This is a genomic window from Enterococcus casseliflavus (assembly GCF_029215545.1).
In the GTDB taxonomy this organism is placed as follows: domain Bacteria; phylum Bacillota; class Bacilli; order Lactobacillales; family Enterococcaceae; genus Enterococcus_D; species Enterococcus_D casseliflavus.
On sequence record NZ_CP119393.1, the window covers coordinates 756,893 to 777,288 of the forward strand.

A 20,396-nucleotide genomic window follows, 5' to 3' on the forward strand; every position below is an offset into this window, starting at 1 on the left:
CCTTTTCTAAAAAACATCTAGCTAAGCACGCAGGTCATTGCGTAATGTGTCAACGATCAAGGTTGCGATCTCAGCTTTTGTGCGGCCAGTCCCGATTTGTCCTTCTTGTGTCAAAAGGTGTCCGACATGCTGGTTTCCAGAAATTTGCGTCAAGTCGTTGGCCAACACATAATCCGCTTGGCTAGCTAGCAGACTTTTTCGTGCGACCGCAAACAACTCGACTTCCGCTACGTCTACTAATAATTTGAATCCGACTAATAAGGTTGTCGGCTGTAATGCTTTGATGGTTTGGATCACTTTTGGGGTTTTCTTCAACACTAAAAACAAATGATCAGTATTGGAAGAAACTTTGCCTGCCGTTGATTCAGATTGTGAGAGCACGTGTGCCATCAATGCCGGAGTGACCTGGTTGTCATAAGCTGGTAGGGCATCGTTGATTGCTTCATAAAACGCTGCTTCTGAAAAATGAGCAGCAGGGGTGAAATCACTGACTGCCATACTGTGGATCACAGCAGCATACGAATGGGTCGTCAATAAATCGGTCAACTGCGTCAACAAGTCCGTGGTCCCTTCAATGAAATGACAGGTAACGCGTGGATCGGTCGGCGGTTGTTTGGCAGTTTTCGTCGTAACGTAATCGATGGCCACCTCAGGGTATTGCAGCCATTCCTTGGCAATGGCTTGACCAAGTGAGCCCGTGGAATGATTCGTGATTGCACGGACATCATCGATTTTTTCAGAAGTACCGCCAGCCGTAATCAAAATTCTCATTGCGCTTGTGACACCTCAACGATCGTCCGTCCTTGGTGCGTACCAGCTAATAAAGCTGCCAATGTTTCTGGCAAGTCTTCCAAAGTGATGGCTTTCGTGTAAAGCTGATCGATCACATTCCACTCACCCGCTAATTTCTCCCATAATGTCGAGCGGATCTCATGGGAAACATTGACCGAATCGATCCCAATTACGCGAATCCCACGCAAAATAAATGGTAAGACAGTCGTTTCGATTTTGATTCCACCAGCATTGCCGCATAAGAAGGCACCGCCCCCATACGCGATTTGCGGAAGCACTGCCGCAAGCAATGGACCGCCAACTGTATCGATGACCGCTGCAAACGTTTGTTTTGCTAATGGTTTGACCTTTTCTGGTACCACGTCATCAGGACTGATGATTTTTGCTGCGCCTAGGTCTAACAACCATTGCGCATCGTTTTTCCGAGATAGCGCCACTATATTTGTATAGCCCAGTTTTTTCAATAAAGCAATGCTGACACTGCCGACGCCACCGCTAGCGCCTGTCACCAAAATAGCAGCGTCTTTTGCTAAGTGCAGCTGTTCTAATTCTTGCACCGCTAAAGCTGCTGTGAACCCAGCAGTGCCATAGGTCATACTGTCTTTTGCTGAAAAACCAGCAGAACGTTTCACGAGCCACTCGGCTGGGACCCGTTGAAATTGACTGTAACCGCCGGGGTGAGAAACCCCTAAGCCATAACCTGTCACTAAGACTTGGTCGCCTGGGGCAAAATCAGCAGACTGACTGTCCACGACTTCCCCTGCTAAATCGATTCCCGGCGTCATCGGATACGTGCGGATCACGCCGCCATTTTCTTTTGCTGCCAAGGCATCTTTGTAATTGACATCTGAGTAATCAACACGGACAAGCACATCGCCTGCTGGCAGCTCGTCAAGGGTTGCAGTTGTGAGTGAAGCAGTAAAATTTGGTTCATTCATGACACGAAAGGTAGAGAAATTCGTCATTTCAGACACTCCTTTGATGGTTTGTACTCATAATACCATAAGTTTTATTTTTTTAACCAGCGAAGCAAGAAAAGGTAAGTCTTCTTATCAAAAAATCAGCAAAAACAGATTATTATTAAATCTACCTTTTCTTCGTTAAAATAGAAGTTGTTCTTTTAAACCTTTGAAAAGCGAAAATGACGGGACCGCCACTCCTTTCCTTTATAATACAAGCGTTTAGCGTCACTCCTTTTTTTGATCAGAGAGAAAATAATTCAAAAAAATGAAGAAAAAAGGCTTGTGTTTTTTGCAATTATTTGTATACTAGAAAAAGTGAAATTAAACATGAAGTTTACTTATAGCAAACTTTTTTTACTTGCAGTTGTGTCAATAAAAGGGGGAATGAACATGGAGATTGGCGAGAAGCTGCGCAATTTGCGCGTTCAAAAGAATTTGACCCAAGAAGAATTAGGCGAGCGGACCGATTTGACGAAAGGCTATATCTCACAGTTGGAACGTGATTTGAGTTCGCCTTCTATGGAAACTTTTTTTACGATCTTAGAAGTTTTAGGCGTGACACCAGAGGAATTTTTCCGAGAAGAAAATGCGCAGCATCAAGTGGTTTATCGCGAAGAAGACAGCACGCTTTATTATGATGAAGAAAATGGCTATGAATTGAAGTGGCTGATTCCCGATTCCAATGAAAAAGAAATGGAGCCAGTCTTGCTGACCTTTGATAAAGCGGGCGAATACAAGACCTTTGAACCATCGTTAGCAGAAACATTTATCTATGTCTTAGAGGGCAGTGTGGCCTTGACACTAGGAGAAACGCAGTACAAGGCTCGTAAAGGCCAATCGATTTATTATCAGGCGACTGAGCCGCATCAATTAAAAAATATTGCGGGCAAAAAAAGCCGTGTGCTTGTAGTCGTGACAGATTCTTATTTATAGTACAGGAGGAAAGAGTGTGGGAAAAACAATAATTTCATTCAACAATGTGGTGAAGCGATTTGATGATGATGAAACAGTTTTGAAAAAAGTGAGTTTTGATATTGAAGAAGGTCGCTTTTATACATTGTTAGGTCCTTCAGGTTGTGGAAAAACAACCATCTTACGCATCATTGCGGGTTTTTCGGACGCAACAGAAGGCGACGTTTATTTTGATGGACAAAGAATCAATGACGTTCCTGCCAATCAACGGCAAGTGAATACTGTCTTTCAAGATTACGCCTTATTCCCACATATGAACGTTTTTGAAAATGTGGCATTTGGTCTGCGAATCAAAAAATTACCAAAAGATGAAGTGAATAAAAAAGTCTTAGAAGCGTTGCGGTTAGTACAGCTTCCTGGTTATGAGAATCGTGAAATCAGCGAAATGTCTGGAGGACAACGCCAACGGGTCGCAATCGCACGAGCGATCGTCAATGAACCCAAAGTATTGCTCCTGGATGAACCATTGTCCGCATTGGATTTGAAATTGCGAACCGACATGCAATACGAGCTGCGGGAATTGCAGCAGCGACTAGGCATCACCTTTATTTTTGTCACCCATGACCAAGAAGAAGCGTTGGCGATGAGTGATGAGATTTTCGTTATGAACAAAGGGAAGATTGTTCAAAGCGGCACACCAGTGGATATCTACGATGAACCAATCAACCATTTTGTGGCGGATTTTGTCGGTGAAAGCAACATTGTCACAGGCACGATGATCGAAGACAACTTAGTGGAGTTTGTCGGCAAGCAATTTGAATGTGTCGATGGCGGGATGCGGCCGAATGAAGCTGTTGAGATCGTGATCCGTCCAGAAGATTTGAATTTGACGACCGTTGAAAAAGGCAAGCTGGTCGTTGAAGTAGACACGCAATTGTTCCGAGGCGTGCATTACGAGATCATTTGTTACGACGAACAAGGCAACGAGTGGATGGTTCACTCTACAAGAAAAGCCACTGAAGGAAGCAAGATCGGGCTTTCCTTTGAACCAGAAGATATCCACGTCATGCGTTTCAATGAGTCCGAAGAAGATTTTGATGCTCGTTTAGAGAGCTACGAAGATTAGGAGGGAAAGCTAATGACGAAAATGCGTCGTTTTTATGCGATACCCTATGTCTTTTGGTTATTGCTATTTGTTATTGCACCAGTCTTATTGATCATCTACCAATCCTTTTTTGATATGAACGGCAACTTTTCGCTGGTCAATTATCAAAGCTACTTAGGTTCTGGCAAATATTTGATCATGACCTTAAACTCGGTTTGGTATGCCTTTTTGATCACCGTGATTACCTTAGTGATCAGCTACCCGACAGCGTATTTCTTAACTAAGCTGCGTCACAAAGATTTGTGGCTGCTGTTGATCATCTTACCAACGTGGGTCAACTTATTGTTAAAAGCCTATGCGTTTATTGGGATTTTCGGCATTCATGGCAGTGTCAACAACTTCCTAGAAATCATGGGTGTTGGACCAAAGCAGATTTTGTTTACCGACTTTAGCTTTTTGACGGTTGCCGTCTATATCGAACTACCCTTTATGATCATGCCGATTTTTAATGCCTTAGAAGAAATGAATCCCTCTTTGATCAGTGCCAGCCGCGATTTAGGGGCAAACAGCTATGATACGTTCCGACGAGTGATTTTCCCTCTGTCGTTAAACGGTGTGAAAAGCGGCGTCCAAGCCGTCTTCATTCCGTCGCTCTCCCTCTTCATGTTGACCCGTTTGATTGGGGGCAATCGCGTGATCACGCTTGGTACGGCGATCGAGCAGCACTTTCTCGTTACCCAAAACTGGGGCATGGGTTCGACCATCGGCGTCATTTTGATCATCGCTATGTTCCTCGTGATGCTGTTTACGGGAGAAAAGAAAAAAGGAGGGCAACGTAAATGAAAAAATTTCGCTGGTCGAATCTTTATCTGATCGTCGTCTTTATTCTTTTGTACGTGCCGATCTTTTATTTGATTTTCTATTCCTTCAATGAAGGAGGCACCATGAATGCTTTTACGGGTTTCACTTTTGAACATTACCAATCCGTCTTTCAAGATACCCGCTTGATGATCATCGTGTTGAACACCTTTATGCTGGCATTTTTATCAGCATTACTGGCAACGATCATCGGCACATTTGGTGCGATGGGCATCTACTATACCCGCAAACGCCGAACGAGAACGGCATTGTTGAGTTTGAATAATATTTTGTTGGTTTCACCAGATGTCATCATTGGTGCCAGCTTCTTGATTTTCTTTACGATGATCGGCAACTTGTTCCGTGGGTTTAGCTTAGGCTTTTTCAGCGTATTGCTTTCGCATATCGCCTTTAGTATCCCGATCGTGGTGTTGATGGTCTTGCCGAAACTGCAAGAGATGAACGATTCAATGATCGATGCTGCCCGTGATTTAGGCGCGAATAATTTTCAAGTCATTAAAAATATCATTTTGCCTTTCTTGACACCGGGCATCATCGCCGGCTATTTCATGGCCTTTACTTATTCACTCGATGATTTTGCCGTGACATTCTTTGTGACAGGCAATGGCTTTAGTACCTTATCGGTAGAGATCTATTCTAGAGCACGTCAAGGAATCAGTTTAGAAATCAATGCATTGAGTACACTTGTCTTCTTATTCTCCATGATCCTGGTGGTAGGCTATTACTTTATCAGTAAAGAAAACGGCGCGAAGAAATTGCGTAAAAACCGCCGTGTGGAGGTGGCAAATCTGCGATGAAACGACTACAATCTCTGATTATCGGTATTGTTGCGATCGTCCTGATCTTGCTCTTTGGTGTCCGTGAATTGGAACGCTCCTCTGGTATGGCAGGTGCTGAAGTCGTCAACATCTACAACTGGGGCGACTACATCGACCCTGATTTGATCAGTAAGTTTGAAGAAGAGACTGGCTACAAAGTCAATTATGAAACCTTTGACTCAAATGAAGCGATGTTCACGAAGATCCAACAAGGCGGTACGTCTTATGACATCGCCATACCGAGTGAATACATGATTGAGAAAATGATGGAACAAAATCTTTTAAAACCATTGGATCACAGTAAAATCAAAGGGCTAGACAATATCGACCCTCGCTTTTTGGACCTGAGTTTTGATCCAGGCAATCAATATTCCATCCCTTATTTCTGGGGAACACTAGGGATCGTCTATAACGATAAGTTCTTTGATGAAGGTGAGATCACCCAATGGGACGATCTTTGGAAACCCGAATTAGCAAACAGCATCATGCTGATTGATGGCGCGCGTGAAGTGATGGGATTAGGTTTGGACAGCTTAGGCTATTCTCTAAACAGCAAAGACGATGATCAGCTGCAAGAGGCATTCAATAAGCTTCGGACCATGACTCCAAACATCAAAGCCATCGTTGCTGATGAAATCAAGATGTACATGGCAAATGAAGAAGCATCGGTTGCGGTCACATTTTCTGGGGAAGCAGCCGACATGATGTACGAAAACGAGCACATTCATTACGTGATCCCTTCGGAAGGCTCCAACCTGTGGTTCGATAATATGGTCATTCCTAAGACCTCACAAAACGAAGCCGGCGCTTATGCCTTCTTGAACTTTATGCTGGAACCCGAGAACGCTGCACAAAACGCAGAATACATCGGCTATTCCACACCTAACCAAGCAGCCATGGCATTACTGCCTGACGAGATCACCGAAGACGAACAATTCTATCCATCCGATGAATTAATGGAACACCTCGAAGTCTATGAAAACTTAGGTGCTGAGTATCTGGGCATCTATAATGATTTGTTCTTGGAATTGAAGATGTATCGGAAATGAGCAAACTGCCATTAAGCAGGGAATGGATCCTGTTTAATGGCAGTTTTTTATAATTTACTATGACATATCAAATGAATCTCTAGGAATATGTATTAGAAAAGAAAATTTATAGAGAATAAACCTGCAATTGTTTCAATAATTAGGAAAAATCAACCTCGTTTTGTTCAAAATGTTTCAAAAACTACTTGACCTAAAGTCAACTCTAGGTGGTATCTTTTTAGATAGAAGAAATGAGCAGCGATTGTTGAAACTCAGAAAAATCATGATTTCCCTTTAGGATAACTTGCTGTTTCTTGGTTTGACAGGAATTTAAAAAAGAGCGCCTAGCTCCGATTGCCGCTTTTTTCATTCCAGAGAACGATCTACTTATTTCGACTTCGTGTCTTTTTCCTTGTGAGTAAACACACGAACCATTCAAACATTTCTACAGGAGGTATGTACATGTTATTAGAAAAAATCAAAAGCCCCAAAGAGTTAAAAGAATTGACCAGTGGGCAACTTCAAGAACTGGTAGTAGAAGCACGAACTGCTTTATTGGAAAAAATCAGTCACCATGGGGGGCACAATGGCCCCAATCTGGGGATGGTTGAGATGACGATCGCGTTGCATAAAGTCTTTGATTCTCCCACAGATAAGCTGATTTTTGATGTGTCTCATCAGACCTATATCCATAAAATGCTGACGGGACGCGCTCATGCTTTTCTTGATGCTGCGCAGTATGATGCGGTTTCTGGTTACACGAATCCGAAAGAAAGCGAGCACGATCTCTTTACGGTCGGTCATACCTCCACGTCAGTTTCGTTGGCAAATGGTGTGGCGAAAGCCCGTGACCTAAAAAATGAAACGTATAACGTCGTTGCCGTGATTGGCGATGGTTCTCTATCAGGTGGCTTAGCGTTTGAAGGCTTGAACAATATCGTGGAATTAGGCACCAATACCATCGTGATCCTCAACGACAATGACCAATCAATCGCGGAAAACCATGGAGGGATGTATCAAAATTTACGGACATTGCGGGAAACCAAGGGGCAAGCAGCAGACAATCTGTTCAAAGCGATTGGTTTTGAGTACCACTATTTAGATGAAGGAAATGATCTCGCTGCCTTGATCGCTTTATTTGAAAAAGTAAAAGACATTGATCATCCTGTTTTATTACACATTCATACGATCAAAGGCAAAGGCTTCAAGTTTGCGGAAGAAAATCGTGAAAAGTTTCATGCAGGCGGTCCCTTTCATTTAGAAACAGGCGAATATATTTCTGCTGGGGGCAATCAAGTAACCTACAACAGCTTAACGACGGATTATTTATTAGAAAAAATGGCGACAGATCCTAAAGTCGTGGCAGTAAACGCTGGTACACCGATGCTGCTTTTTTCTCCAGAACAACGAGAAAAAGCAGGTAAACAATTTGTAGATGTGGGTATTGCAGAAGAACATGCGGTATCGATGGTTGCTGGGTTAGCAAAAAATGGAGCGAAACCTGTCTGGGCCGTTTTTTCTACCTTTATGCAACGTAGTTTTGATCAAATTTCCCATGATTTGGCCTTAAATCATCTGCCTGGAACGATTCTGGTATACGGTGCATCGATTCATGGAATGAATGACGAGAGCCATCTGGGAATTTTTGATATCCCCTTTTTGGCACATATTCCCAACCTTATTTATCTTGCGCCAACCTCTAAAGAAGAATATCTGGCAATGTTGGATTGGTCGCTGGAACAAACCAACGCTCCGGTTGCGATCCGGGTACCGGTTGGACCTGTCAACGAAACGGTAAGAGCAGCCTCTACTGACTATAGCGATCAAAAAAATGAGGTGACTCAAGCTGGTACGCAGGTAGCCATCGTCGGTGTTGGAAACTTTTATGCGCTAGCAGAAGAGATCGCAGAACAATTGAAAATGCAACATGGAATTACGCCAACGGTGATCAATCCTAAGTTTATTTCAGAGGTCGACAAAGAGTTGCTGGATGCTGTGGCACGAGCGCATAAACTCGTTGTCACGTTGGAAGACGGCATACGAGAGGGCGGCTATGGACAAATGATTGCCAGCTATCTTGGTGATCGTGAGATTGCCGTCAAAAACTATGGCTTAGAAAAGAAATTTTATGATAATTACCGAGCAGCGGACGTTTTATCCGAACTTGGTATCACTGCTGAGGCAATTACGAAAGATGTCATAGAACAGCTGCAGAAATAAGTTCTCTTGGGGTGTCTTATGTAGCTGATAGGATTGTTAAAAAATGAATGATCGAAGAAAACCTTGCAGAAAAACAGACTGCAAGGTTTTTTCGCAGACAATCGGTGACGGTCTGCAGCAAATGCAGAAGACCAATGCTTTTCAAGCATAAAGCCTCAGCGTAGGAAGCATTGGTCAAATGCTGGCGATCCAGCAAATAATAAAGAGGTAGGAAAAGATTGCTTTGTTGACTTATTCGGTTGAGCATCAGAGAAACAAAAAAAGTATTTTGTAAAAAGAAAAGGGGGAACTATGAAATTTTTTTCAATGAAGTTGCTGGCACTACTGTCGGTGGCAATGGTTGTTTATTCTGCACCAGCGATTTCTGCCAATGTTCCCGCAATTGCGGCAAGCTTTCCAGAAGTAGATGCGGTCTACGTCGGGTTACTGACCACGATTCCGTCATTGTTTCTTTTGCTGGGGATTTTTACTACCAGCATGATCGAAAAAAGGATCGGCAAAAAATACACGATGGTCACCGGCTTGGTCATTGTGGCAGTTTTTGGCACGCTGCCGGCATGGTATCAGGGGAGCTTTCCCGTCTTGTTTCTTTCGCGCGCGATTCTTGGCTTTGGGATCGGCTTATTCAATTGTTTGGCGATTCAAATGATTAGTTTGTTGTTCCAAAATGAGCCGCAAAAGAAAGCCAAGGCCCTTGGGTTAGAGAGTGCCGTCGGTGGTTTAGGTGGTATCTTTATGACTTTGCTGGTAGGGCAGCTAGTGAAGATCAGTTGGGAGATCTCTTTCTTCGTTTATGGCTTTGCCTTGATCAGTCTCTTTTTTGTTCAGGTATTTATTCCCAACGAAACAAAAGCGAACACCGATGCGGCTCTGAGAGCGAACGTCACGGTTTCAACAGAACGGAAACAAAAGTCATTTGTTTTGGGTGTGCTCTTGTTTCTGATCGTTGTCTTGTTTATCAACTACAATCTGCAGATCACCCCGTTGTTGTTGGAAAAAGGAATCGGTGATGCGACCGATGGCAGTAACATGATCGCCGCCATTGCGACGGGGGCATTTATCTCCGGCAATGCCTTTGGCTTGATATATAGACGCCTACATCGCTGTTTGCTGCCCGTTGCGGCATTGCTTGCAGGAAGCAGCATCTATTTGACGTATCCCTTGCAGACGGTGGGGCTGCTCTTGGGTTGTTCTCTACTACTAGGCTTTGCCTTTCGCAACATCATGCCTTTTTTCACCCACTTGCTGACGACTGGTGGTGAAGCGGAAGCTAAGTTTGGCACGATCGTCTCGATCGTTGCTTACAATTTAGGAGTCACGTTAGCACCTTATGCATCACGCTTGCTGATACTAGTCAGCGGCAATGAAACAGCAGGGATGCAGATGATCCTGTCAGGGGGCTTGTTGGTTATGATTGGGATTGTGTCAGTGATCGGCAATCGCTATTTTCTTTATTTCGAGCGGGGAACTTCTGAGGAACTTGGGTAGCTGTTTTTAAAAGATTGAATGAAAAACTCTCTTACGATCGTCAATGTAAGAGAGTCTTTTTTGTAAGCAAATCTTTTCATCGGCTTGCTATTTTTTCCCTGCAAAATGCGCAAAACGAACAAACTGATTTTGGGCTTCTTCTTGTAAAAATTCTTTTGGTGTCAGCTGAAATTCTTGTTTGAAGCAGCGTAAAAAATGGGTATAGGAGTTGAAGCCGCAAGCTTCGAAGGTGGCGGTGGCGCTTCTGGTTTTACGTAAAATTTCTTTGCTCTTTAAGAGTCGTTTCTTGACGACATAGGCATGAAAGGCGACCCCAGTTTCTTTTTTGAAGGTCCTTGAAAGCGAGTATGGGCTCATGAAAAGGGCTTTGGCGACGGTCTCTAAGGAGAGATCAGCGGTCAAATGCTGATTGATATAGGTAATGGCAGCCAAAATGTCTTTATTTTTATAGAGTGAGTCGGATAAAAACAGCGGTTCTTTTTCCTGATAGGCAATCGTATTGATGGAAATCAAAAACGCAATCAAATGATTTTGATAAAGTAAGTCGGTGCCATAATTGCTATCCGTTTTTTTGCGCAAAGGTCGCAATAGCTGGTCTAGTTGGTCGGCATCGATCGATAAAATACGACTGTTGATGCCGCCGTTGCTACGAAAACAGGCAGTGAGATCTGTTTGGGTAGTGGAGAGGGCAGCGAGATAACTAGGATTGATATACAGGTAGGTTCGCTCGAAAAAATCAGAAGTTTGATGGACGATTCGATGCAAGACATTCGGAGGAATCAAGATGATCGTACCAGGTTCTAGAGGGAATTCTCCGCCATCGATAAAGAAGACCGCTGATCCTTTTAAGGTACAGTGAATCTCATAAAAACTATGGTAATGATAAAGGGTATTGTTTTCTTCTACGATGTCTTTGATATGAAAGGCCTCAAAGCGATCGTTGATCATCGTGTCCGCACTTTGCTTCTCCATGATTGGCTCCTTTCGTGCTCGTTTGATTTTATCATACAAGAATAGATAGTAAAGTGTCAATAACTGCTATTTTTGTGTAAATGTAAGCGTGTTACGATCAATCTATCAAAGAGAAATGAGAGGATGAACCCAATGGTGATTTTAGAACAGTTATTTGTGGAAAAACGTGTCGTGGAAGAAAAAATTGATCGCATGATCGAAAATTTAACGACGATCAAGGATGATAATGGTGAATTTCTATTAGACTTTGACGGCTTGATCGTTGATGATAAAAGCTGGGGGATTTGGAACTGGCCGCAAGGGGTGGGACTATATGGCATTTATAAAAACTACCAAATCACCAAAAATCCTAAAGCGCTCCAAGTTGTGGAAGAATGGTTTGAGCAGCGGATGTTAGAAGGCGCGCCCCCTAAAAATGTCAACACGATGGCGCCGCTTTTAGCAATGGCGTATCTTTATGAAGACACCAAAGATTCTCGTTACTTGCCTTACCTTGAACAATGGGCGGAATGGGTCATGCATGATATGCCGCGAACCGATGAAAATGGTCTGCAGCATGCGACCTATGGACCAGAAAATCGCAACCAGCTTTGGGACGATACCTTGATGATGACTGCTTTGCCTTTGGCGAAAATTGGCATGTTGCTGAATCGTCCGGCTTATATCGAAGAAGCAAAACAACAATTTATGATCCATATCAAATACTTAGTGGATAAAAAAACTGGGCTTTGGTTCCACGGCTGGACCTTTGAAGAACGCCACAATTATGCACAAGCGCTTTGGGCAAGAGGCAACTGCTGGATCACCATTGCGATTCCTGAGATCATTGAAATTCTCGACTTGCAAGAAGGAGATGCGTTACGTAGCTTCTTGATCAATACCCTCTTAGACCAACTAACTGCCTTGCAAGAAATGCAAGATGAAAGTGGCCTGTGGCACACCTTGTTAGACGATCCTAGCTCGTATGTGGAGGCTTCCGCGACGGCTGGTTTTGCCTATGGGATTTTAAAAGCCGTTCATAAGCGTTACATTGACAAAGCTTGGGAAGATGTCGCCTATAAAGCGTTAGCCGGTTTGATCGAACAAGTCGCAGAAGATGGAGAAGTCCAAAATGTTTCCATCGGTACTGGAATGGGAGAAGACTTGGAGTACTACAAAAACATTGCGATTACGGCGATGCCTTACGGGCAATCACTGACAGTCTTAGCATTTACTGAACTATTGGTTTCATTTTGTTAAGTTAAACACCTTACGCAATAAAGAGAGGAGCAAACAAAGATGATCAAAAAAGCGATTCGGATGAAGCTACATCCTGGTTATGAAGCAGAATATGAAAAACGGCATCGCGAACTATGGCCAGAACTAAAAGAGCAGCTCATAGCACACGGGGCGAAAAGCTACCAGATTTTCTTAGATCCAGAAACCCTTGCGTTGTTTGGCTACCTTGAGATTAAAGATGAAACCCGCTGGCAGCAGTTAGCGGCAACCGAGATCAACCAAAAATGGTGGCATTACATGGCAGAACTCATGGAAACAAATCCTGATGATTCGCCAGTGACACAGGAGTTAAAGGAAGTCTTTACGCTGTAAGCTAGACAAAAATGCTCATTCCTTAAAACGAACACGGTCGCATCAGTTGTTTGACATCAATCACTGGTTAGTCAAAGAGGTAGTTCACTCACATCCGTGAGCGAACTACCTCTTTTGTTGAAATAGCAAAACAATGCTTTCGTTATAGAAGAAACGTTAAGAGAGAAGGGCTTTTTCTTGCTGCTTCAAAAATTTCTTTGGTGTCATACCAGTAATCTTTTTGAACGTTTGAACAAAATATTCAGGCGCATTGCTAAAGCCCGTCATCGCTGCCACTTCGTAGACTTTGTAGTTTTTCTTCAGCAGTTCTTGTGCTTTTTGGATGCGGTATTCGGCTAATTTTTGATTGAAGCGAATCCCGGTTTCTTTGTAATAGGTTTTTCCTAAGTATTCAGGATTTAAGTACAAAAGATGGGCTGCGATCCATTTCAATGACAATGCTTCATGGTCATAATATTCTTCGATGATCAGGTTGACTTTTTGGGACAGCTGCATGTTCTCGCTATCATCTAAGCTGCCCCGCATCAAATCGATACAGTGAAGCAGCATAAACTGGAGTTCGTGCCAATTATTCAAGAGCATGATCTTTGGGGAATAGTCATCAAAGTAAATGTCTTTTTTGATGCGATGGTTTTCAAAAATTGCCGATAACAAATCGTTGACCTGCAGCCGCAATAGTTGGACAGGGTAAAGCTCCATGCGACAGGTAGAAAAAAAGTTTTCCGTAAGAACTTGGGCTAAAGTCAGTTCGCCTTTGTCGATCAATGCCAAAAGTTTTTCACGGTATTCCATATAGAGACTATTTTCATAGACATTTTCTTGTGAGATTTGGGCTTCTTGGATGACTTCAAAGGTATCAAAATAAAACTCCTTATCCAAGTTCCGCTTGCCTAAATGATAACTGAGTAAAAATTTTTCGGGAGTTTCGACCCAGCAATTGATGGCGATCCCTTTTCCTAGATGCGCAGCCTGTACCTTCGTTTTAAAAAAGAGATTAAAGGTATTTTCCGTACTGAAGTTCAGGATATAGCCAACTTTGTTTTGATGACCGATCACCAACTCGTGATGGTTCTCATAGCTTTCGATCCGCTTAGCGATGGCGTGATAGAATTTCGAATCAAATAAGTACATACAAAATGGAAAAACTAACGATTCAGGCAGCGGTTCTTCTCCGCAGCTATTGATGTATTGTTCAATTTGTTGTTTTAAATAGAGGGTAGATTCCATTTGGCGACGTTCAGAGCGTTCGATCGTCTCAGCCAACGCTTCTGAAAGCTTGCTCGGAAAAACAGGTTTTTCAAGGAAAAATTTGACCCCTAAAGCCATCGCTTCTTTGGCAAAGGAGAAGCTACCAAAGCCTGTCAAAATAATGATTTGAATCGCAGGATTGATGGCTTTTAATTTTTTGATCAAGGCAAGTCCATTGACTTTAGGCATATTGATGTCGGTAATCACGATGTCGATGGTGTTTTGCTGACAAAATGCCAAGGCTTCTTCACTGTCTGTGTAAATTCCTTTGACCACTAATGGGAAATCAAAAGAAGCAACGAGGTTAGCCACACCATTTGCTATCAAGGGTTCATCGTCAACAACGAGGATATTTTTCATGTTTCACTCACTCCTTTTAAGGGGATCACAAAGCGCACCGTCGTCTTTTTGAAGGGAATCGAGGAGACGATGGCTAACGACGCTTGATCACCATAATGCAGTTGCAATCGTTTTTGAATATTGGTCAATCCGATGCCGCCTTCTTTTTCAATCGAGAAGTTGGCTTTAAAACCAGGGCCATTGTCAGAGACACTGACTTGGAGAAAGGTTGCTTGTTGTTCAATCGTAAGGACGAGGCGACACGTCTCCTTCATATCATTGACGGCGTATTTAAAGACATTTTCAATCAATGGTTGAATCAGTAACTTAGGAACCTTAAAGGACAGGTCATTCACCAAAATTACTTCGATATACTCGATCCGTTTCCCGAAGCGAACGTTTTGAATATTGATATAGGCATGCACGATATCTAACTCATCTTGCAGCGTCGTGAAGTCAGACTTGGTATCGATTTTTTTACGAAACAAATAGGCAAGGGAGGTGACCATCTCTGAGATCTGCCACTGCTGATTTTCAATGGCGATCCAGTTGATCGAGTCTAACGTATTGTAGAGAAAATGTGGATCTAATTGCGCTTGCAATCCCTTAAATTCGATTTCTTGGGACAAAATACGCATTTCATAATTGTCCTTGATCAAGGCATTTAATTCATCGATCATCGTATTGTAGCTTTCGTAAAGGACCATGATCTCTTCTTGACTATTTTCTGGGACAGCGAGGGTCTTTAAAGAGGCCAGTTTTTTCGTTTTCCGCAGAACGGCCATTTGCGAAGCCAAGTCAGCTAAAGGACGGGTCAGCTGATTGCTTATTTTCCGAATCACAACAATAATCAAACATAAAAAAGGCAAACTCACAGCGATGGAAAGGCCTTGTAGTTTATAAAGATCCGCTAAGACTTGGTTTTCAGGCAGTAAATAAATGAAGGTCATATTCGGCATCGTCTTCCGATCCATTGCATAGTAGTACTGGCGATTATCAAACGTCATGGAGCCGATCGATCGCTGGAAGGTTCCCATCTTCTGCTGCAAGGTATTTTGATCCGCAGCGAGGGTTTGCTCGTCATTTGCGGTACTATAAAATTGGTTCTGATACGCCATGAAAAATTGGTTTTGTTCAGAGACAATAGGAAGACTTTCGATCTCATTACGAAAGAAGGACGTATTGACTAGAAATATCACCGTACCAATATAGGTTAAAGAAAGATCGGCTGTTGAATAGATTTTTCGCAGGTAGACACCTTGAGAAAGGTCCTTTGCAAAAAACCAACTCCCTTTGGCAGGCTTATCGGGCAAAGTCTCGATCATATCTTTGATGGTTTGGCCATTAAAGATATGGTCGGTCTCGGCTAGAAAGTTGATCATGTTTTCGTTCGTTGGGGTAAAGAGATAGACGTTTTGAATCGTTGATTCATTGCGTACGAGGGCGTTGATTTCTGCACTTAAGGCATTCTTTTGGTCGATCGCCTCTAAGGATTGCAAGGAATCTTGTGCCAAGATCCTTTGTAGGCCATTTTGGATCGGTGCACTATCGATAATGCGAAAAGAGAGGGTTTCGACGGCAGTTAAACGTTTGGCGATATTTGCTGAAATGATCGAGACATCTTTATACGCGGCTTCTTTCAGCTGCGCCATGTAGACTTGTCGCCAAACTAAGGTCAGGAGAACAGCCAATGAGACGATAATTGCCACCGTCGCAAAAAAGACAAAATGTAACTGTCGCTCAAAAGGCTGCTTTTTAAAGTGATTGATCAGCTTCTGGGACTTCATGGACACTGCCTCGCTTTGCTTGCAATTGTTTGGTTTTTTCAATCATCTGACCATGAAAAAATTCAGCGAAAAACAAGAAAATCACCAGTCCAAAGACGAGTAACAAAGAGGTTTTGGCAGTCAATAAGAGAAATAATAAATACCAGGTAAACAACAAGGCAAGGCCTTGCAGTGGGTAGCGAAAGACTAGAAAGATACTGACGTACAAGGTCTGTTTCCAAGCGTGTTGTTCGGCTTTGGCATAAGTCATAAAGCTGATGAATGCAGTGTAAAGGAGGAGAATCGTTAAAAGTAAATAGACAGGGCGCAGCCAAGCCATTTCAGTCGGGAAAAAATGAGTAATCCGTAAGTTAAACAACAACAGGAGTACTGTACTCAATAATCCGATGCCAAAAAGGGAAAAGGTGCGAAAGGCTTGCTTGTAGGCTTGCCAGAAGTCAACAGCTGAATAGTCATGGCCAGTTTTACGAAAATCATGTAAACATTTGATCGTAACAGCGGTGGCAGGACCGAAGCCAAAAATCCCCAATCCTAAAAGGGTAAAGAAAAGCCATAAAAGGTTTAATTTAGCAAAATAAGCTGTTACCGTAAAAAGACGAAACAGTCCGGTTTGTATTTTTTTCATTGTTTCCACCTACCTTGTTTTTTGAAAAGTAAGCCTTTTCAACGCTAGTATAGCATAGTATATTGGAAAAAATAGAGCATGTCTGTTTTTTTACATTTTTCATCTGTTTTTCTATTTTTTTCTAGCTATTGCCCGTGAAGGCTTAGCCTTCAGAAAAAACGACAGTCTAGTTTTTCACATATTTGCTCTTGTTTTTTCATTTTTATTAACGAGGATTTCCATTACAATCACCTTGTAAGCGCAAACAAAAAGGAGTGTAGAAGAATGAAGAAAACTTTTTTAAAAGCAGCGAGCTTGTTGTTTCTTGGTGCGACCTTAGCAGCTTGTGGCAACAACGGCAATAGTAGCGGAAGCTCAGAAGCTGATGCGGATGGGAAAACGACGATTTCCTTTACCTGGTGGGGCTCAGAAGTCAGACACGAGAAGTATATCGAATCGATCAAAGAATTTGAGAAGCAAAATCCTGACATCAAAGTTGAATATGAATATGGTTCTTGGGATGACCATTGGAAAAAACTAGCGACAAAAGCGGCTTCTGGAGAATTACCTGATGTGATCCAGATGGATGTGCAGTACATTGCGCAATATGGAACGAAAAATCAATTAGCAGATATGTCGCAATTTATCGGCAATGAGATTCAAACCGATGATATCAAAGAATCGATTTTAGCAACTGGTGAGTTAGATGGAAAAGTTTTTGGCATACCAACTTCTGTCAATACGATGGCGATGCTCTACAATCCATCATTGGTAGAACAAGGGGGCACTGGCATCGACTTTAGCAATTATACCTTCGATGACCTTGTAGAAAGTACGGCAGCGATCGCTGAAGCAACCGGTGATTATGGTTGGAATGATAATAATGACAACAGTACGATTTTGCAATACTTTTTACGTACTAAAGGCGAAGATCTATACCAATACGATGCAGACGGCAAACCAGTGATCGGTTTTACCAAAGAAAACTGGGTTGAATTTATGGGGGCTATCGCGGACCTTACGGAAGCCAAAGCAATGCCAACCGCAGAAGTGACTAGCAACGCCAACAGTATGGATCAATATCCGTTTTCACAAGGAAAAGCAGCTTATATGATGACTTGGTCCAATCAATACTTGACCTATAAGGCCTCCGCCGCAGAAGATGTCGAAATCAACTTGGCTCGTCCATTCGACTCAGAAAACGGGGCGATGGCGTATCGACCAGGGTTCTTTTATTCGATCGCGAATGCTTCTGAATCAAAAGAAGCAGCTGCGAAGTTTGTTGACTTTTTAGTGAATAGTGAAGAAGCCAATAAGATCATCGGTACTGAGCGGGGAATTCCTTCCAATGATGCCATCAAAGAATTGCTTTATGCCGACATGACACCAGAAGAGCAAGAGTCCTCTGATTTCTTAGATGATATTGCAGACATCGTCGGTGATCCATCCCCAATCCCACCAATTGGGTTTGCTGAAATCAACACGTACTTTAAAGAGCTGTACGCAGAGATCACTTATGGCACGATGACACCAGAAGAAACTTATGATGCCTTTACGCAACGCTGCGAAGAAATTTTTGCAGAAAACTATCAATAAGCATAGATGCGGCGCCTTTACTGACTTTTTCAGTAAAGGCGTTTTTTTAGGAGAAACAATGGAGGAAAAAATATAGGTCCTCTAGTTTTTCACATTTCTGTGCTTTTTTTTCTATTCATTCTTAAGAAGCACTTCGTTAAAATCAACTTGTAAGCGTAATCAACTATAGGAGGTAGGAAGTGAAAATTATGGAACTACAATCAAAATCACCCACGGCAAAAGAACCTGGGAAACTCAAAAGCTGGTTTAATCGATTACCAGAATCAAAACAGAATATGGTTACAGGCTACTTATTTATCTCACCCTTCATCATTGGCTTTTTTGCTTTTATTATCGTCCCGATGGGGATTTCTCTTTTTATGTCTTTTCACGACTATGATTTATTGACAGAGGCGCAATTTGTTGGCTGGAATAACTTTAAGACGATTTTTACGAATGATCCCAAGTTTGTTCAGTCACTGACTGTTACGCTGAAATATGTTGTGTTGGCAGTCCCTTTACGGCTGATCGTCGCATTAGCAGTGGCGATGCTGATCAACCGCCCATCGAAATTAAGCGGTGCTTATCGGGTATTATTTTATATCCCCTCGATTTTAGGTGGGAGCGTGGCGGTATCGATCATGTGGCGGAATCTTTTTGGCGATTCAGGGTTGATCAATGGCGTGCTAGTGGCGATCGGCTTAGACCCGATCTACTTCTTTAAAAGTCCTGGCTTAGCATTGATGACCTTGATTTTATTAGCAGCGTGGCAATTTGGCTCGTCGATGTTGATTTTCTTATCCGGTTTGAAAAATATTCCGAAAGATTATTACGAAGCGGCGGAAATTGATGGGGCAGGAAAAATCAGACAGTTTTTCAATATCACGGTCCCAGTCCTGACGCCAATCATCTTTTTCAATCTGATCTATCAAACGATCATGGCCTTTTTGACGTTTACACCTGCGTTTATCATTTCGAATGGGACGGGTTCACCCCGTAACGGCACGTTAGTCTATTCCTTGTACATGTATCAACGAGCCTTTACCGATTTCAAAATGGGCTATGCTTCAGCCTTAGCGTGGATTTTACTGGTCATCGTTGGGGTGATTACGATTCTGTTGTTCGCAACATCGAAATTTTGGGTGTTTAAAGAAAACGAGGAGGTTTGATTGATGCGTGAACAAAAACAAAATTATTTCTTTGATGCCGTGATCTTAGTTGCTGCATTACTGATGCTTTATCCGATTTTCTGGCTGCTGTTTAGTGCCTTTAAACCTAGTAGTGACATTTTTCGAACGGCAACGGAGTTGATCCCCCGAAGCTGGACGTTAGAAAATTTTACCAAGGGGTTTGAAGGGATCGCAGGGATTCCCTTCATTCGCTATATTTTCAACTCGTTGCAAATCGCGTTGATTTCAATGGTAGGGGCGGTCTGTTCTTCGGCTGTCATTTCTTATGGATTTGGTCGAATTCCTTTCAAAGGAAAAGGCTTTTGGTTTGCTTGTATCTTGGTCACGATGATGCTGCCGCAAGAGATTATCATGGTGCCTCAGTATCTTTGGTTCAATCAATTAGGCTGGCTTAACTCGATTCGTCCGGTAACCGTTCCTTCATACTTCGGACAAGCTTTCTTTATTTTCATGATGGTTCAATTCGTCTCTGCGATCCCGACAGATTTAGATGAAGCAGCAAAAATGGACGGCTGTGGACGGGTCGGTATATTCTTCCGCGTGATTCTACCGTTGATGAAGCCTTCCTTGGCAAACGCTGCGATCTTCTCTTTCTATTGGAAATGGGAAGAACTGATCGGGCCGATGCTGTACCTCACGCGTCCGCAAAACTACACGGTATCGATTGCCTTAAAGCAGTTCCTAGATGCTAGCAGCACCTCCAATTGGGGAGCGATGTTCGCGATGTCTGTGGTCTCCTTGCTGCCTGTGTTGATCATCTTCTTTATTTTCCAAAAATACATTGTTGAAGGCATCAGCACGACTGGTCTTAAATAAGTGTGGAAAAAGATATTCGCTGTTTTGGAATATCTTTTTTCTATTGAATGAATTCGTTGAAGAAAGGAACA

18 protein-coding genes are annotated in these 20,396 nt (G+C 42.7%); 12 read left to right on the plus strand and 6 right to left on the minus strand.

From position 1 onward, the window contains the following. Nucleotides 1–21 precede the first annotated feature (21 nt). Both coaB and P0G38_RS03630 read right to left on the minus strand, forming a co-directional pair. Nucleotides 22–771, minus strand: a complete 750-nt coding sequence (gene coaB / locus P0G38_RS03625; protein WP_266167209.1) for a phosphopantothenate--cysteine ligase — start codon at nt 769–771, stop codon at nt 22–24. Beyond that, on the minus strand, nt 768–1,757 hold the full coding sequence (locus P0G38_RS03630) for an acrylyl-CoA reductase family protein (protein ID WP_275854052.1): 990 nt from the start codon (nt 1,755–1,757) through the stop codon (nt 768–770). The genes coaB and P0G38_RS03630 overlap by 4 nt, the downstream gene beginning before the upstream one ends. A 387-nt stretch (nt 1,758–2,144) precedes the next feature. Between P0G38_RS03630 and P0G38_RS03635 the strand changes: the two genes are divergently transcribed. The 7 genes from P0G38_RS03635 (at nt 2,145) to P0G38_RS03665 (ending at nt 10,204) form a co-directional block, all read left to right on the plus strand. Continuing rightward, on the plus strand, nt 2,145–2,687 hold the full coding sequence (locus P0G38_RS03635; RefSeq protein ID WP_015510239.1) for a helix-turn-helix domain-containing protein: 543 nt from the start codon (nt 2,145–2,147) through the stop codon (nt 2,685–2,687). 16 nt (nt 2,688–2,703) lie between these two features. Beyond that, complete coding sequence (locus tag P0G38_RS03640; protein WP_005234156.1) at nt 2,704–3,792, plus strand: ABC transporter ATP-binding protein; 1,089 nt, start codon at nt 2,704–2,706, stop codon at nt 3,790–3,792. Between the two features lie 12 nt (nt 3,793–3,804). Further along, nucleotides 3,805–4,614: an ABC transporter permease gene (locus P0G38_RS03645; RefSeq protein ID WP_010749878.1), complete on the plus strand. Its 810-nt coding sequence runs from the start codon at nt 3,805–3,807 to the stop codon at nt 4,612–4,614. After that, complete coding sequence (locus tag P0G38_RS03650) at nt 4,611–5,447, plus strand: ABC transporter permease (protein WP_005228535.1); 837 nt, start codon at nt 4,611–4,613, stop codon at nt 5,445–5,447. Before P0G38_RS03645 ends, P0G38_RS03650 begins: the two co-directional genes overlap by 4 nt. Further along, nucleotides 5,444–6,517, plus strand: a complete 1,074-nt coding sequence (locus P0G38_RS03655) for an ABC transporter substrate-binding protein (protein ID WP_074933293.1) — start codon at nt 5,444–5,446, stop codon at nt 6,515–6,517. Before P0G38_RS03650 ends, P0G38_RS03655 begins: the two co-directional genes overlap by 4 nt. A gap of 441 nt (nt 6,518–6,958) precedes the next feature. After that, nucleotides 6,959–8,716, plus strand: a complete 1,758-nt coding sequence (locus P0G38_RS03660) for a 1-deoxy-D-xylulose-5-phosphate synthase (protein WP_275854053.1) — start codon at nt 6,959–6,961, stop codon at nt 8,714–8,716. 291 nt (nt 8,717–9,007) lie between these two features. Next, nucleotides 9,008–10,204: an MFS transporter gene (locus tag P0G38_RS03665; protein ID WP_275854054.1), complete on the plus strand. Its 1,197-nt coding sequence runs from the start codon at nt 9,008–9,010 to the stop codon at nt 10,202–10,204. A gap of 87 nt (nt 10,205–10,291) precedes the next feature. Here P0G38_RS03665 and P0G38_RS03670 read toward each other — a convergent pair whose 3' ends face one another. Continuing rightward, nucleotides 10,292–11,176, minus strand: coding sequence for an AraC family transcriptional regulator (locus tag P0G38_RS03670; RefSeq protein WP_074933332.1), 885 nt, complete (start codon nt 11,174–11,176; stop codon nt 10,292–10,294). Nucleotides 11,177–11,308: 132 nt separating this feature from the next. Here P0G38_RS03670 and bglB point away from each other — a divergent pair, with 132 nt between their 5' ends. After that, nucleotides 11,309–12,415 carry a beta-galactosidase BglB gene (gene bglB / locus P0G38_RS03675; protein ID WP_142965485.1) on the plus strand — a complete coding sequence of 369 codons (1,107 nt, stop codon included), beginning with the start codon at nt 11,309–11,311 and terminating at the stop codon, nt 12,413–12,415. 39 nt (nt 12,416–12,454) lie between these two features. Continuing rightward, a complete protein-coding gene (gene rhaM / locus P0G38_RS03680) occupies nt 12,455–12,766 on the plus strand; it encodes an L-rhamnose mutarotase (RefSeq protein WP_275854055.1) in 312 nt (103 codons plus the stop codon). A gap of 156 nt (nt 12,767–12,922) precedes the next feature. Here the strand turns inward: rhaM and P0G38_RS03685 are convergent, their stop codons facing one another. The 3 genes from P0G38_RS03685 to P0G38_RS03695 are packed head-to-tail and all read right to left on the minus strand — an operon-like array spanning nt 12,923 to nt 16,765. Further along, nucleotides 12,923–14,374 carry a response regulator gene (locus P0G38_RS03685; protein WP_271813222.1) on the minus strand — a complete coding sequence of 484 codons (1,452 nt, stop codon included), beginning with the start codon at nt 14,372–14,374 and terminating at the stop codon, nt 12,923–12,925. Then, a complete protein-coding gene (locus P0G38_RS03690) occupies nt 14,371–16,140 on the minus strand; it encodes a sensor histidine kinase (RefSeq protein ID WP_275854056.1) in 1,770 nt (589 codons plus the stop codon). Before P0G38_RS03690 ends, P0G38_RS03685 begins: the two co-directional genes overlap by 4 nt. After that, on the minus strand, nt 16,109–16,765 hold the full coding sequence (locus tag P0G38_RS03695) for a DUF624 domain-containing protein (RefSeq protein WP_275854057.1): 657 nt from the start codon (nt 16,763–16,765) through the stop codon (nt 16,109–16,111). The genes P0G38_RS03690 and P0G38_RS03695 overlap by 32 nt, the downstream gene beginning before the upstream one ends. Nucleotides 16,766–17,029: 264 nt before the next feature. Between P0G38_RS03695 and P0G38_RS03700 the strand changes: the two genes are divergently transcribed. The 3 genes from P0G38_RS03700 (at nt 17,030) to P0G38_RS03710 (ending at nt 20,325) form a co-directional block, all read left to right on the plus strand. Beyond that, on the plus strand, nt 17,030–18,340 hold the full coding sequence (locus P0G38_RS03700) for an ABC transporter substrate-binding protein (protein WP_275854058.1): 1,311 nt from the start codon (nt 17,030–17,032) through the stop codon (nt 18,338–18,340). A 188-nt stretch (nt 18,341–18,528) separates the two neighbouring features. Beyond that, the gene (locus P0G38_RS03705; protein WP_275855212.1) at nt 18,529–19,488 is read left to right on the plus strand and encodes a carbohydrate ABC transporter permease; all 960 of its coding nucleotides are present in this window, start codon (nt 18,529–18,531) and stop codon (nt 19,486–19,488) included. Between the two features lie 3 nt (nt 19,489–19,491). Then, nucleotides 19,492–20,325 carry a carbohydrate ABC transporter permease gene (locus P0G38_RS03710; RefSeq protein ID WP_005234188.1) on the plus strand — a complete coding sequence of 278 codons (834 nt, stop codon included), beginning with the start codon at nt 19,492–19,494 and terminating at the stop codon, nt 20,323–20,325. The last annotated feature ends 71 nt before the right edge of the window (nt 20,326–20,396 follow it).

What these genes read in the sequence shown, in the direction of transcription:
- coaB (WP_266167209.1), bottom strand. Translation starts at nt 771, where the DNA reads ATGAGAATTTTGATTACGGCTGGCGGTACTTCTGAAAAAATCGATGAT.
- P0G38_RS03630 (WP_275854052.1), bottom strand. Translation starts at nt 1,757, where the DNA reads ATGACGAATTTCTCTACCTTTCGTGTCATGAATGAACCAAATTTTACT.
- P0G38_RS03635 (WP_015510239.1), top strand. Translation starts at nt 2,145, where the DNA reads ATGGAGATTGGCGAGAAGCTGCGCAATTTGCGCGTTCAAAAGAATTTG.
- P0G38_RS03645 (WP_010749878.1), top strand. Translation starts at nt 3,805, where the DNA reads ATGACGAAAATGCGTCGTTTTTATGCGATACCCTATGTCTTTTGGTTA.
- P0G38_RS03650 (WP_005228535.1), top strand. Translation starts at nt 4,611, where the DNA reads ATGAAAAAATTTCGCTGGTCGAATCTTTATCTGATCGTCGTCTTTATT.
- P0G38_RS03655 (WP_074933293.1), top strand. Translation starts at nt 5,444, where the DNA reads ATGAAACGACTACAATCTCTGATTATCGGTATTGTTGCGATCGTCCTG.
- P0G38_RS03660 (WP_275854053.1), top strand. Translation starts at nt 6,959, where the DNA reads ATGTTATTAGAAAAAATCAAAAGCCCCAAAGAGTTAAAAGAATTGACC.
- P0G38_RS03665 (WP_275854054.1), top strand. Translation starts at nt 9,008, where the DNA reads ATGAAATTTTTTTCAATGAAGTTGCTGGCACTACTGTCGGTGGCAATG.
- P0G38_RS03670 (WP_074933332.1), bottom strand. Translation starts at nt 11,176, where the DNA reads ATGGAGAAGCAAAGTGCGGACACGATGATCAACGATCGCTTTGAGGCC.
- bglB (WP_142965485.1), top strand. Translation starts at nt 11,309, where the DNA reads ATGGTGATTTTAGAACAGTTATTTGTGGAAAAACGTGTCGTGGAAGAA.
- rhaM (WP_275854055.1), top strand. Translation starts at nt 12,455, where the DNA reads ATGATCAAAAAAGCGATTCGGATGAAGCTACATCCTGGTTATGAAGCA.
- P0G38_RS03685 (WP_271813222.1), bottom strand. Translation starts at nt 14,374, where the DNA reads ATGAAAAATATCCTCGTTGTTGACGATGAACCCTTGATAGCAAATGGT.
- P0G38_RS03690 (WP_275854056.1), bottom strand. Translation starts at nt 16,140, where the DNA reads ATGAAGTCCCAGAAGCTGATCAATCACTTTAAAAAGCAGCCTTTTGAG.
- P0G38_RS03695 (WP_275854057.1), bottom strand. Translation starts at nt 16,765, where the DNA reads ATGAAAAAAATACAAACCGGACTGTTTCGTCTTTTTACGGTAACAGCT.
- P0G38_RS03700 (WP_275854058.1), top strand. Translation starts at nt 17,030, where the DNA reads ATGAAGAAAACTTTTTTAAAAGCAGCGAGCTTGTTGTTTCTTGGTGCG.
- P0G38_RS03705 (WP_275855212.1), top strand. Translation starts at nt 18,529, where the DNA reads ATGGAACTACAATCAAAATCACCCACGGCAAAAGAACCTGGGAAACTC.
- P0G38_RS03710 (WP_005234188.1), top strand. Translation starts at nt 19,492, where the DNA reads ATGCGTGAACAAAAACAAAATTATTTCTTTGATGCCGTGATCTTAGTT.